This is a genomic window from Treponema bryantii, assembly GCF_036492245.1.
GTDB classification, from domain to species: domain Bacteria; phylum Spirochaetota; class Spirochaetia; order Treponematales; family Treponemataceae; genus Treponema_D; species Treponema_D bryantii_C.
Genome location: NZ_AP025286.1, coordinates 1,271,501 through 1,285,578, shown reverse-complemented (window position 1 = coordinate 1,285,578; position 14,078 = coordinate 1,271,501). Strand labels below are relative to the sequence as shown.

Below are 14,078 nucleotides of genomic sequence, written 5' to 3'. Positions count from 1 at the left end.
TTTAGACTTCCGTAGAAAGCCCGAGCCTGCGCTCGGGCTTTTTCATTGCAACACACATATTTTTTCTATATAATAACCGCATTATGGCAAAGATTCAGATGAAAAATGCAATCGCCGAACTTGATGGCGATGAAATGACACGTGTTTTGTGGAAGGTTATCAAGGATGAACTCTTGTTGCCTTATATTGATTTGAAGACAGAATATTTTGATCTCGGACTTAAGAGCCGCGATGATTCTGATGACAAAATTACCTATGCTGCTGCAGAAGCAATTAAACGTCTTCATGTAGGTGTTAAGTGTGCAACAATCACATCTAACCAGGCACGCGTTGAAGAATATAAACTGAAACAGCTTACTCCAAGTCCAAACGGAATTATCCGTGCAGAACTTGACGGTACAGTATTCCGTGAGCCAATCTTTGTAAGCAATATCCACGGTACTGTAAGTTGCTGGAAAAAGCCAATTGTTCTTGGTCGTCATGCTTATGGTGATGTTTACAAGAACTGCGAAATTAAATGTCCTACTGCCGGTAAAGCAGAACTTGTTTTCACTGGTGTTGATGGAAAAGAAATCCGCAAGACAATTATGGATATGAAGGGACCTGGAATTATTCAGGGAATCCACAATCTTGATAACTCAATCGAAAGCTTTGCACGCTGCTGTTTTACTTATGCCCTTGACCGCAAGCTTAGCGTTTGGTTTGGTGCAAAAGATACAATTTCTAAGACTTATGATGGAAACTTTAAGGCAATTTTCCAGCGTGTATTTGATGAAGAATATAAAGCTAAGTTTGATGCTGCTGGAATTGAATATTTCTATACTTTGATTGATGATGCAGTTGCTCGTGTTATGAGAAGCGAAGGCGGATTCATGTGGGCAACAAAGAACTATGATGGTGATGTTATGTCTGATATGATTGCATCAGCTTGTGGTTCTCTTGCTATGATGACTTCTGTACTCGTAAGCCCAGATGGAAACTTCGAATACGAAGCAAGCCACGGAACTGTTCAGAAGCACTACTACCGCTACCTCAAGGGTGAAAAGACTTCTACAAACCCTGTAGCTACAATCTTTGCATGGACAGGAGCTCTTGCTAAGCGTGGTGAACTCGATGGAACTCCAGAGCTTGTTGAGTTTGCAAAACGTCTTGAAAAAGCTACCCTTCAGACAATTGAAGAAGGCTATATGACAGGCGATATTGCACGCATTGCAGAACCAGCTGCTAAAGAAGTCCTCGATTCATGGCAGTTTATCAGTGCTATTAGAAGTAGACTGTAATCGGCAAGAAGCACGAATGTGCTTCCTGGTAAGCAGGCGCAAGCCTGCGCCGACTATATTACAGCAATTAAAGAAAGACTCTAGTCTATTTTTTCATTCCCTGGTTCAACCGGTGTATTTTTTTCTGGGGCTTCTGATGAAGCCTCAGGATTCATTTCTTCTACCACAGCCTTCTTCTTTTTATTTTTACGAACCTTCTTTGGCTTATCCTTCGGCCAGATTTTTATATACGGATATTCATTAGGAACACGCTTAGTATAGCGAACTCCCAAATCAAAATGATAATTATAAGCCGCATCAAATTTCTGAATAAGTTTGTTTGAACCAAGATTGGCATTATCGTAAGAAATATAATTTCTGTTTACAATAGTCCAGCGTGGTAAGAGCGGTAACTCAAAACCAAGCTCACCACCAATTCCCAGATAATTCATGTGGTATTCATCAGTTAATTGATACATATAATGCATACCAACAGCACAGTTAATATAAACATACTTGAACTGCTTAAAGGTTTTCTGAGCTCCAAAGAATCCGTCAAAAGCATAATTGATAATATTATGAGTTTTCTGCTTCATTCCATTGAAAGCCTGATAAAACGGATAGTAAGCGCTGACATCAAGTTCAAAATCAACAATAGGAAGCCCTAATGTCTGTACAGAAAAATATGCACCAGCCATCATATTTTCACGAACAAAATTTGAACGGTTATCCATCTTTTCAATTCTGGTAACCTGAGCATAGCTTACACCTTCATCAAAGATGATTTTGCAGTTCTTGAACATATCAAGACTCAAATCGAGTGAAAAAAGTGCTGAAGCAATCAAAAATATAAAAGGCAATAAGATTATTTTTTTCATAATTATTTCCAGTATTCCTTAGTAACCTGATTAGCGGGATATATGATAAAGTGTAAGCATTTTTGTATTACCATTTGCCGTCCAGGTCAAATAAAGCATTGCACCGCGGATATCCCATTCTGTATTTCGCGTATATGAAGTATCACCCTGAATATTGAAAATCAAAACATTATCGACAGTAGACCAGTTACCTTCATAGTGAATAATTTTATTATCAGTATCTTTTATTGCAGCAGAGAAAGTACCGTCATCAACAAACTGAATCTTATTTCCATCGTTATCAGCCCAGGTTCCATAAAGCGGACTAGGAAGATAGCAGGAAGTAAATATCATTGTGATAACAAATGCCAGTGACATCAAAACAGTAGAAATTGTTTTCTTATTATTTTTTATATTCATTTTTCTAAATCTCCTATTCTTCACCTACTGTCCAGCTTATATCGCTTTCAGCAAGAATTGTTTTTCCGTTTTTATCTTGTGTGCAGACTATATATGCTCCACCACCTGCTCCACCACCCTTTATCTGGAGTTTATTATATTTCGCATAACCTGGATACATTCCAGAAACATCAGCCATATTAGTTCCACTCATTGAACCATTACCACTCATATTTGCAGTTGTATTTGTATCTCCAGTGAGAAGGAAGTATATACCCAATTCTGGATTATTGTTCACATAATAATCTGCATACTTTTCATAATGCATTTTTATTTCTGCACCAAGACCTGCAACTTCTGCATTATAAGTAAGTTTTCCACATATATCTCCATTTGCAGAATCAGAACCTAATTTTTGCATATCATCACTCTTATGCATTAGAGTAAGTTTTGACTGAGAACGCTTTACAGTTTTGTTGTACTCACGGAACCACTGATCCCGTGTAAGTGCACCATATCCACGCGAATCCAAAGTCTGCTCATTTGCTTTTTTACCCTGCATTAAAACATTCAAAGATACGACCTTGTAATAGTATAAAGTACCAGGACGTGCAGATTCATTTTCATCAATAAAACTCAAAGCATCTGTAATTGGATTATCTGTAATTTTTCTGAATGATGAATCAGGTTTTGTCGAACGATATACATAATAACCGTAAGGATTTTCCCCATCAGGCTTAGCCCAGGTAATTTTTACAGGGTATACTCCGTTGTTGTTTGGAGTAAAACTATTTAACCCACCATCATCTTTGAGGCCATCAGTTTTTGTTGCTGTAACATTTACAGGAGCTGATGGATTTGGAGCGATGATGGCTCCGTAATCACTTTCCAGATTTGTACCTAAAGTATCATTGATTGTTGTAATTCTGTAGAATGGCTTTTTATCAACTGTCAAACTATAATAACCGTCTTCTCCAAGAATGATATCTGTTTCTGGCTGAATATCATGAACCATAAGCTGTGGCACACCATCCAATGTATCAATTGAATAAATATTGTACATGTAATCTACTTCTTCGTAGCCAACTGCAGGAGTCCATCGAATAACAGACTTTGAAGCCTCATCCGAATCTGCAACCTCACAATTTGAAGGAGGACTGAGCAGCCAGCCGACAGCTTCACCAAATTCGCCAGGACCTGTTTTACTGAAGGCAGATTTTACGATCTCTTTCGAATCTGCAATGTTCGTAGCAATTGTCTGTACATAGTAATAATATTTTATTCCAGGCTTAAGAAGAGATTCATCTGTAACATCGCTTGTTGTAATATTATTTCGAACAAGAGTGTAAATTGAATCAATTGAACTGGTACGATAAAGAGCATATTTTATGCTGTAAGTTTTACTACCATCTGTATGAGAATCAGTTGCAGTCCAGGTAATATTCAAAGACTTTTTAGAAACACCTGATCCGTCAGTAACCGCAACATCTAATGGTGCTCCAGGTGCACCTTCTTCTGAAGAATATCCCAACGCAAGACCTGTAAATGCTGATTGAGAGCCATCAGAAAGAACTGCACGTACCTTGTAATAGAACTCAATTCCCTTTTCTTTAGACGAAAGCTGATTCTTATATGAAAGTATATTACCAGTAACTGAATCAAGGTATTCCATTCCAAGCCCATTCTCTTTTTCACCGCGGTAAATTTCATATTTATTTACCTTTGGAACCGCAGTCCATGAAACCTGAATATAATCCGGATTTTCGCCCTTTGCAGCTTCAATAGAAGATGGAGGACAAAGAAGCCATCCGCAGGATGTAACGGAAGTTTCTGTAAATTCACTTGATTCAAGACCTTTTGGAATATTTTCTGCACATACACGATAGTAATAGCGATATGAATATTCCGGATTTGAATTTGATGGATTAGAAAGGATTTTATCTACAAATGTATTTGAATATACATACTTATTTAGAACCTTAAAATCACCATCCTCAGGATTTGTATATAATCCAGTTGTATAATCAGGTGCAATTATTGCACGCTCAATTCGATAAGAATTAGCATAAGGAACATCATCCCAGTGAATTTTTATTTCATTACTGTAACTTCCCTGAGAAACGAGTAACTGTGTTGGAGGATTAAGAGAAGTAATCGGTTTTTCCTGATATAAAAGATCACCAAGATTAATTCTTGGCTTTTCTGTATCCATTTTCACCTGTTCTTCAAACCAGGTATAGCAGCTGGTAAACAGGAGCGATGTACACAAGATTGTTAAAACTTTGAATAACTTTTTCATTGATTTCTCCTATTCTGTCCAGAAGCCGTATTTAGAATCTTTTATCCAGCACTGCTTTTCATCTTTTTTTCCATCTTCTGAAATTTGCACTGGTAAATAGATTCTTCTTAATTCATTATTATTTATATCAATTAGTATAACTCCATCCCTTTTTATCTTTAATTGATCGGTACCAAAAGATTCTATCGTAATGTTGCCAGAGTAACTATTCGGCATATCAGCTTCATTTTTAGTTATCTGCATATTAAAAGCAGATGTAAACTGTAAGAAATAGTATTTATTGAACAACGCGTTACACTTAAATTTTAGTCGCGCATCATTAAAAGAAATTCTAACTACAGAGGTTTTTGTATTACCTGGATTTAATTGTAAAACTGAATAATCAGATAATACTCCTGAATAAGAATATTTATATGGAGATTCGTACTTTTCATCTGACAATCGAATAAACCAATTTGCATCAGGTTTATTAAACACTAATTGACTATCAACATTACTTAGATCTGGTTTTCCTCCACCATCTAAATATAATCCATACGACATATTAAGTAATGCACATTTTACAAGCTCTTTCTGTGAAATATTTCTATATGCATACTTAGAATCATCATTGCCCGTCATAGCAGAAATATCTCCACGAACTAATTCAACTGAATAGTAATGCTTAGCATCACGAAGTACCTGTAACGGACCTTTTGTAACAGGATTTTCTAAAGTTCCATCCATCAACTTATCAGGTTCGATTATAATTGTTGTTTCATTAGAACCGCTTTTGACTTTTGTATTTTCAGCACTAACGCTCTTTACAAAATGTAATTTTTCATTTAATTCAGCAATGGTAATCCACTCATTAGAAATATTATAATTTTTTATTCTAAGATAGGCCTTATCCGGCCCAATTGAACGCTGATCATAATTCCATGCCGTCAAGGTTATTGTTTCAGAATAATCATTTACATCTTCTGGTACTTCATTCGGTGTAAACTTTTGTGCAAACAGATACCCCTTATTAAACTTTTCATCATTAATTTTTTTACCATCTATTTTTCGTGAATAATCATAAGTTGTATCTATTGCAGAAAGACCTGTTTCTGAATCCTTTATGAACGATTCTGGAATATTTCCTGCTAAAACTGGAATCTCCTGCTTATATGCAACAAGATATTCGTATGCTGCAGTTACATTATCAGGCTTAAAGGAAGCAGTCATTTTTCCATTAATTACTTCTGTTGAAGATACATTTTTTTCAAATACTTGCCATGAATTAAGTTCACTTCCTGCAACTCTATAATATATTGAGAATGATGATACAGGATTATACGGTGCATCCCATTCAAGTACCTGAGTATCTGCACTCTCAGATTTTTTTGCATGAACATTTAAGCCATAACCTATAGTTGCACCAAATTTCTCAGCAACATTTTGATAACTATTTCCATCAAATGAAACATTTCTTCCTGCAAGATTAAAATCATCTGAAGAACCATTGTGTTTTACAGGAATTACTGTATAACCATATGGAATACCCCAGGCAATATAACTCTGGTTTACTTCATATGGATTAGTATTTGTAGCTGCTTCTTTATATGTATCAGTAAGCTTATAAGAACCTTGAACAAGGTTTACAGAAGCTCTGATACCATCCGCAGCTTCACTATTAATTGTTAGAGTGTTATTAACTGCGTCATAATAATATACATCCGGATTAGACAAATTATCTTCAGAAATCAGTTCCGGATGCTGTGTCGCAGTCTTATAAGTAATTCGGCGGATAATATAACCATCTGCTCCATCTACCGGATTCCACTTTACATCAATAATGTTAGCCTGATTTGGAAGTACAGTAACATTTGTAAGTGCCGGTCCAACTGTACATACATCGATAGTACTCTCAGTTGCATCAACAGTATTCTGTGAAGTTACTGTAAATTTAATGTTCTTACCAGAAATAGAGGCATCATCATATCCTGCAGGTTTAGTGATTACACAAGTATATCTTAACTCATCATCAGAACCGGTTGTTTTGATTTCATAGTTTGCATCAACCCCTTCTGCTGATTCAATAACAAGTTCTTCAGATTCACCTTCATACTTTGCAGAAATCTTATAACCTGCAGTTGCTTTCTGTACAGCTGGCCATTCTACAAGGAGCTTATCATAATCATAAGCAGTAATAACAGGTGCTGGAGTTCCAAGAGTTTCAAAGATTTTTGGATTATCCTGCTCGTCTAGAATTGTTTTATCTGTAGACAAGCCAAGAGAAGCTTCCAGTGTATATATACGTCTGTCTCCAGAATCTGCAGCATGCTCATAAGTTGCAACAGGATTATCAGGATCCGAATCATCAATAACTAATTCATTATGATCTAATACTGCACTTTCCTGAGTTCCATTTTCACCATTCTTCCATAAGATTGTGTATTTATAATCAGAATGGTATGCCCATGAAAGAATAAACTTGTCTTTATAACCATCAGCAACAATAAAACTTTCAATCTTAGGGAATGCGTTAGCATCATCTGTTACAAGATACTTTCCAGCCGCCTCTGCAATATCAATATTCTCTGTTGAATAATCGCTTACTCCTTCTGGACAAATAAACAGTTTATAAATGTAATAACCTTTTTTAGAAGCAGGATTATCAAATATATCCTGAGTTGCATTTATTTCTGATATTGAATTAAAACTCCATGAATCATCTCCAGATGCATCTGGTTCAGAATCAGGATTCAATTCAGTAGGTAATGTATATTTTTCTCGTGTAACACAATATGTATAATTTTTTCCAAAAGACTCAAACGATGCATTAAAACCGAACAAGATTTTTGTAAAGTTCAATCCATCTTCAGATTTTTCATATTCAGTTTTTATAGAAAAACTTGGAATACTTAAGAGCCAGCCTTCAATAACATCAGTCTTACTTGAATCTGCAGTTATAGTTTTATTAGGAGTATCAGCTGTTACAGACTGAATATAATATGCAAACTTTTTTCCACGATCTGCTTCGGAAACTGAATCTTCCCAAATTACTTCATCCCCCGGAGTATAAGTTGCAGGTTCCATATCTTCAATAAACTTAAATTCAGAATCTGCAGCATTTGCATTTTTCTTATAAATTTTAAACTTCAAATCATGAAGCGTATAACCACTAACTCCAGAATTTTCTCTATACCATACTTGTTCCGGAAGCTTCCATGAAAGTTTTATAGAATCTTTCGAATCTCCCTGTGAAACAGCAAAATCAACAGGCTTATCCGGAATAACCCGATGCGCAGTCTCTGCTGAAGTTTTTTCACTGCATTCTTTAGCTGTGGAATCGGCTTTTACAACTTCAACTTCAAAAAGATATTCTGTTGTTGAGGCGAGACCGTCAATATTCACTTCGCGAAGATTTCCTTCTGCTTCAAGTGATTTGAACTTTATAGTCTGGTTAGTAACATTGTATACGTTGATATTGTAAGAAACCGAGTTTTCATAGGTTTCGCCTGAACAGTTATCCATCCACCAGCTGAGTTTTACGGCATTACCCTCTTCTGAAGGTTCAATAGCTGTAATGATAGGAACTGCGAGTGTAGAACCGCAGACAACGATACTTTTAGATGAAACAGTTCCGTAGTAGTTTACGGCGCTTACACAATAATATTTAGTTATGCCGGATTCTTCCTCAATAAGGATTTCAGTTTCTGTTCCTTTTGTTTCTGAAACCTTAGAAAAAGTACTAAATGGGTTTTCTGCAGCAAAAATCTGATATTGAACAGCATTCTCTACTGCTTCCCAGGAAATTGTTACAGCCTTGCTTTCTCCATGACTGGCTGTAATTTTAGATGGCGGAAGAATAAAATCCGAATAATCTGCTGCAGTCTTATGTTCGTTATAATCAAGAGAAGGTTCATCTACCAGATCATAACGGCAGCCAATAATAAAAAGTGGCAAAAGCATCATTGCTGCTAAAGCCACCTTCCGAAAAGATGTGATATTTTTCATGTATATAATTATACGTTATTTTATGATTTAGGGGAACACATGCAATATGACCTTCGTCATAAGCTTTCGGTTTATGTTGACTTTATGGCAATCCACTCTTAAAATTAAATAATATAGAAGAAAAGATAAGCAAAATGAAACGTATAATTGGAAAAAATCTCATAATATCACTAAGCATACTCTTTATTACCATTGCCATAGCAGTAATTATTTCTGTAACACTAATTCATTCAAAAACACTGAATAACTCTTTAACAAAAAAGAATATAAAGAATAGCGATAAGCTGATTCTCGGATTTTCACAGATTGGCTCAGAAAGTTCATGGAGAACCCGTAACACCCAGTCTATTTTTGAAGCGGCGGCAGACAATGACATTCAGATTCTTTTTGATGATGCCCAGCAGAAACAGGAAAATCAGCTTAAAGCAATAAGGTCATTTATAGTTTATCAGGTAGATGTTATAGCCTTTGTTCCGATTGTTGAAGATGGCTGGGATAATGTACTTCAGGAAGCAAAGGATGCAGGTATTCCGGTTATTCTTGTAGACCGCCAGATTAACGCTGATCCAAGTTTATATGCAGGCTTTCTTGGGGAAAACGGTGTTGAAGAAGGGCGCAGAGCTGCACGATATCTTGTAAATAAATGCAAAAATAGAAGCGGCGATATCAATATTTTTGAAATCAGTGGTACAGAAAATTCTTCCATTGTAGAAGACCGTGCCAGAGGATTTCGTGAAATTATAAGTACAAATTCTAAATTCAAAATCATTCATTCAGAAAACGGAGACTTTTTGCGTTCCCGTGGTAAGGAAATTGGTGATATGCTTCTTGCCAGCAATGTTCTGGAAAACGGAAATACCACAAATACAATTTATTACAACAAGCAGAAAATCGATGTAATTTTTTCTCATAATGATTCAATGACGCTCGGTTTCCTGGATTCCATGGAAGCACACAAAATAAATCCAAAAGGAAAAGGAACAATCATTATAAGCATTGATGGCGAGCAGGAATGTATTGATGCCATGATTGCGGGAAAAATTAACTGTGTTGTTGAATGTAATCCAAACCACGGACAAATGCTTATGGCCCTTGTAAAGCAAATTGCAAGAGGCGAACCTATTCCACGCATTACTTACAATTACGAAACTGTATTTACAGAAGACGATAATTTTTCAAAATATGATCCGCGCGGATACTGACAGGTAAAAAATGAAAAACACAAGTCTTAGACGAACACTGCTTAAAACCTATATCTCGCTGCTTTTTATTGCCTTCATTCCAACGATTTATTCTTCTGTAGTCACACAGATTCATATCCGGCAGTACAGCCAGATTATCTCGAATGTAGGCACAGCAAATAATATAAACTCAACAGTAAAAAATGACATTCCTGCAGAACTTTGGAATATCATCAGCGGTAAGCAGGCCATTCAGGACGGCAACCAGTATCACATGCTTGATGAAGTTTATGCAAAACTTTCCCTTATGCTGATGATAAATAAAAATGCTGAGAGCCGTGGAAAACTCGAAGTTGCAAACAGAACAACAGCCACACTTCGCCGCAATATCGACATGCTGATTTCTCAAATGAAAAAAGGAAGTACCGTTACTCAGAACGAAGCCACCCTTGATGAAATCCGAACAATTACTTCCCTCTTTTCTGATATTATGCAGGATTTTATTGTAACGGAAATTGAATCTGCAAATAAGACAAACCAGTCGCTTCGAAATACTTCAATTATTCTTGCAGCACTTCAGATTATCATTACAATCATAGCAATCATAATTTCGATAAACGGATTTATAAAAGTTTCTGACGCCATTGAAAAACCGATTTCAGACATGGAAAATCTGTCTACAAAGGTTGCTCACGGAGATCTTACCGCACGAATAGACATTCCTCATGTTGATGAACTTGATACTCTGGCTGCAAACCTTAACACCATGACCAGCCAGATTGATGTACTGATTAAAAAAAATATGGAAGAACAGAAGAATTTCCAGAAAGCAGAAATGAAGGCTCTTCAGGCACAGATTACCCCACACTTTTTATACAACACATTTGATACAATTGTCTGGCTTGCCGAGGAAGAAAAAACTGATGAGGTTGTGCGAATTACAAAAGCCTTCTCACAGTTCCTTCGCATTTCATTAAGCCGCGGACATGAATGGATTACAATTTCGCAGGAGCTGGATCACATTCAAAACTATCTGACAATTCAGAAAATCAGATATGCAGATATTTTGAATTATACCATTGATGCAGATGAAGACCTGATGGATATTAAGATGATTAAACTTGTTCTTCAGCCTCTTATTGAAAATGCGATTTATCACGGAATTAAAAACAAGCGTGGCCGTGGAGAACTCAAGGTAAGCGTACACTACTCTGATGAAACCAAAAACTTCATTAGATTTGTCGTAGAAGATAATGGCGCCGGCTTTACAGAAGAAAGACTTGGCCAGGTACGAAATGAGCTGAGAACCGGCGCGGTGGATTCTGAAAAACTAAGTTCTGTATACGGACTTTATAATGTAAATAAAAAACTGAAGTTATATTACGGAGATCAGACTGATGGTTTGATTATTGAATCAGAAGCTGGAAAAGGAAGTAAAATTTCTTTTACAATACCGTCGAATAGGAGTTAAAAATGTATAGTGTATTTGCTGTTGATGATGAGCCTATTGTACTCGAAGGAATTCGTTCCAAAATTGATTGGGAAGGAAGCGGTTTTTCTTTTGCCGGTGAAGCAACTGATGGAGAAATTGCACTCTCAATGATTCAGGAAATAAAACCTGACATTCTTATTACTGACATTAAAATGCCTTTTATGGACGGACTCCAGCTCGCAGAAACAATAAAAAAAATCCAGCCATGGATTAAAATTATAATTCTTTCTGGCCATGATGAATTTGATTATGCAAAAAAAGCCATCTCAATAGGAATTGAAGATTATCTTCTCAAACCTTTTACCCCAGATGAACTTATTGCTAGCCTGAATAAAACTGCCGCTCAGATTGATAAGGAACGCAAACAGCTCTCTGATATTTCAAAACTTCGCGAAGAACTTAAATCCAGTGAAACTCTTATCAAAAAAGAATTCCTTAATAATCTTGTTCATGGTGCAATTGAAGCAAATACAATCATGACAAAATGCAGTGAACTTGGAATTAACCTTATTTCCCGCTATTACAAGGTTTTAATAAGCAAAATTGAAAGTCAGAGTAATAATATTCAGAATCAGCAGGAAGCCTGCTCTCTTTTGAATTCTTACTCAACCGCATGGGAACAGGCTGTATCATTTTTCCATCATTCAAATCTTCTTGTCTGTATCTTTAAGGGTACATCACAACAGGAACTTGATGAAAACATTTTCCATGCTGCAGAAACTATTGGACATATTGCTACTAAAAATGAGGACTGTACAGTTCTTACAGCAATTGGAAAAACAGTTGAACATCTTTCACAGCTTAATATTTCTTATGAAGACGCAAAGCATATTCTTGAACTAGGCGGCACACCAGAAAAAACTTCTGAAAAGCAGAACCGTATTATCAGTTCCGATGACCTCCAGAGTGGAAGTCTGGACCTTCTGGATCTTAAAGAAAACGATCCTCTTGTTGACCGCCTTAAATACGCAAGTAAAAATGATATCTCTGTCATAATCGAAGAATCTATGACTCTTATCAGAAATAACCCTGGCCAGTTCAGTGTATTTGCGTCATATCTTCTTGTTGATTTGATTTTTGCTGTTTCTAAGCTTGTTGAAAAACTCGGCGGAGACATAAAACAACTTAATCCGGAAATTCTACAGCGAAACTATGTTGATACTGCAGTTTCAGATGAAGAGCGATTTAAGCAGACCATTGAAAAAGTCCTCACCTTTGCGCTTAATTTCCGCGACTCAAAAATGACAGGAAAATACGGCGACGTAATTCTGAAGGCCAAAAAATTTATTGAAGAAAATTATGCAGACCAGAACACAACTCTTACTACAGTTGCAGAAGCAGTTTGTCTTAGCCCTAACCACTTCAGTACAATTTTCTCTCAGGAATGTAAAACTACCTTTATTGAATATCTAACGAACGTTCGTATGGAAAATGCAAAGCGACTCATGCGAGAAACAGATATGAAGGGTTATGATATTGCCTATGAATGCGGATTTTCTGATCCGCACTACTTCAGCTATATCTTCAAAAAAAATACGGGGCTTTCGCCCCGTGAATATAAGCTGAGTGTTGAGCGTTAACCAGCCATATTACCCAGCTTCTTCTTTCTCTGTGAGAGAATTACACTCTGCAGAAGAATGAAGAATGCAAGCATAAGACCTGTTGTAATACTCTGCCAGTATGGCTCACGCAAACCGGAAGCTACTACGATGTTATTGATTGTCTTAAGAGACATAACACCAAACAGAGTTCCTACTACACTTCCTACACCACCACTAAGCAGGGTTCCTCCGATAATCGAAGAAGCGATTGCCTGCATTTCTGCAGCTGTAGCATTCGAAGCATTTCCGGCACCTGTATGTAAGAGGTAACAGAAGCCCGCAATTCCTGCAAGCACACCACAAAGAATATATGCGAGGAACTGAGTTCTTCTTACATTGATACCAAGCATAAGCGCACTTTCGTTGTTTCCACCAACTGCATAGAGATTTCGTCCAAAGCGAGTCCATTTAAGAACAGCCCAGAGAATCAGAACAACAAGAAGCGCAATTACAACACCAACTTCGATATATGCTGGAATCCAGTTTCCGTTTCTCGCATAATGACCTAGGAATGGAACATCAATTTCGAAATCCATTAAATCTGTAAAGAGTTCATTTGAAGCACTTCTAGGAACTTTACTTACAATAGTTGTCATACCGCGTGTAAAGAACATTCCGGCTAGAGTTACAATAAATGGCTGGATTTTAAGGTATGAAACGAGGTATCCCTGAACAAGACCCATTGCAAGACCAATTCCAAGAGACAGCAGAATTGAACTTAAAATTCCACCATTATGATCTTCCATTACAACGACACAAACCATTGTAATAAGAGAAATAGATCCACCAACCGAAATATCAATTCCACCGGTAATCATTACGATTGTAAGACCACAAGCCGCAACAATCAGATATGAGTTGTTATTAAACAGATCGAGGAACTGCTGAGGATTTAAGAATCCGCCGCCCCAGATAATCATTGCAAGAAGATACATTCCAACAAATGTACAGATTGTAATTGTAAGAAGTAAAGCTGTATTTGAGAGTGGTTGTTTATTTTTCATAA

9 protein-coding genes are annotated in these 14,078 nt (G+C 36.7%); 4 read left to right on the top strand and 5 right to left on the bottom strand.

The window, feature by feature from the left end:
• Positions 1–83: 83 nt before the first annotated feature.
• Positions 84–1,280 carry an NADP-dependent isocitrate dehydrogenase gene (locus AABJ44_RS05805; RefSeq protein WP_338370973.1) on the top strand — a complete coding sequence of 399 codons (1,197 nt, stop codon included), beginning with the start codon at positions 84–86 and terminating at the stop codon, positions 1,278–1,280.
• An 80-nt stretch (positions 1,281–1,360) separates the two neighbouring features.
• On the opposite strand, the gene AABJ44_RS05800 is transcribed toward AABJ44_RS05805, so the two are convergent.
• From AABJ44_RS05800 to AABJ44_RS05785, 4 genes are read right to left on the bottom strand one after another with little or no spacing between them, the layout of a single operon-like run.
• Positions 1,361–2,137: a hypothetical protein gene (locus tag AABJ44_RS05800; protein ID WP_338370972.1), complete on the bottom strand. Its 777-nt coding sequence runs from the start codon at positions 2,135–2,137 to the stop codon at positions 1,361–1,363.
• 30 nt (positions 2,138–2,167) lie between these two features.
• A complete protein-coding gene (locus tag AABJ44_RS05795; RefSeq protein WP_338370971.1) occupies positions 2,168–2,536 on the bottom strand; it encodes a hypothetical protein in 369 nt (122 codons plus the stop codon).
• Between the two features lie 13 nt (positions 2,537–2,549).
• On the bottom strand, positions 2,550–4,814 hold the full coding sequence (locus AABJ44_RS05790; RefSeq protein ID WP_338370970.1) for a fibronectin type III domain-containing protein: 2,265 nt from the start codon (positions 4,812–4,814) through the stop codon (positions 2,550–2,552).
• 9 nt (positions 4,815–4,823) lie between these two features.
• Positions 4,824–8,798, bottom strand: a complete 3,975-nt coding sequence (locus AABJ44_RS05785) for a fibronectin type III domain-containing protein (RefSeq protein WP_338370969.1) — start codon at positions 8,796–8,798, stop codon at positions 4,824–4,826.
• 134 nt (positions 8,799–8,932) lie between these two features.
• Between AABJ44_RS05785 and AABJ44_RS05780 the strand changes: the two genes are divergently transcribed.
• The 3 genes from AABJ44_RS05780 to AABJ44_RS05770 are packed head-to-tail and all read left to right on the top strand — an operon-like array spanning position 8,933 to position 13,051.
• Positions 8,933–10,000, top strand: a complete 1,068-nt coding sequence (locus AABJ44_RS05780) for an ABC transporter substrate-binding protein (RefSeq protein WP_338370968.1) — start codon at positions 8,933–8,935, stop codon at positions 9,998–10,000.
• A gap of 10 nt (positions 10,001–10,010) precedes the next feature.
• Positions 10,011–11,450 carry a sensor histidine kinase gene (locus tag AABJ44_RS05775; RefSeq protein ID WP_074644645.1) on the top strand — a complete coding sequence of 480 codons (1,440 nt, stop codon included), beginning with the start codon at positions 10,011–10,013 and terminating at the stop codon, positions 11,448–11,450.
• Positions 11,451–11,452: 2 nt separating this feature from the next.
• Complete coding sequence (locus AABJ44_RS05770; protein WP_338370967.1) at positions 11,453–13,051, top strand: response regulator; 1,599 nt, start codon at positions 11,453–11,455, stop codon at positions 13,049–13,051.
• On the opposite strand, the gene AABJ44_RS05765 is transcribed toward AABJ44_RS05770, so the two are convergent.
• The gene (locus tag AABJ44_RS05765) at positions 13,048–14,076 is read right to left on the bottom strand and encodes an ABC transporter permease (RefSeq protein ID WP_074644641.1); all 1,029 of its coding nucleotides are present in this window, start codon (positions 14,074–14,076) and stop codon (positions 13,048–13,050) included. The two genes, AABJ44_RS05770 and AABJ44_RS05765, sit on opposite strands and share 4 nt — an antisense overlap.
• Positions 14,077–14,078: the final 2 nt, after the last annotated feature.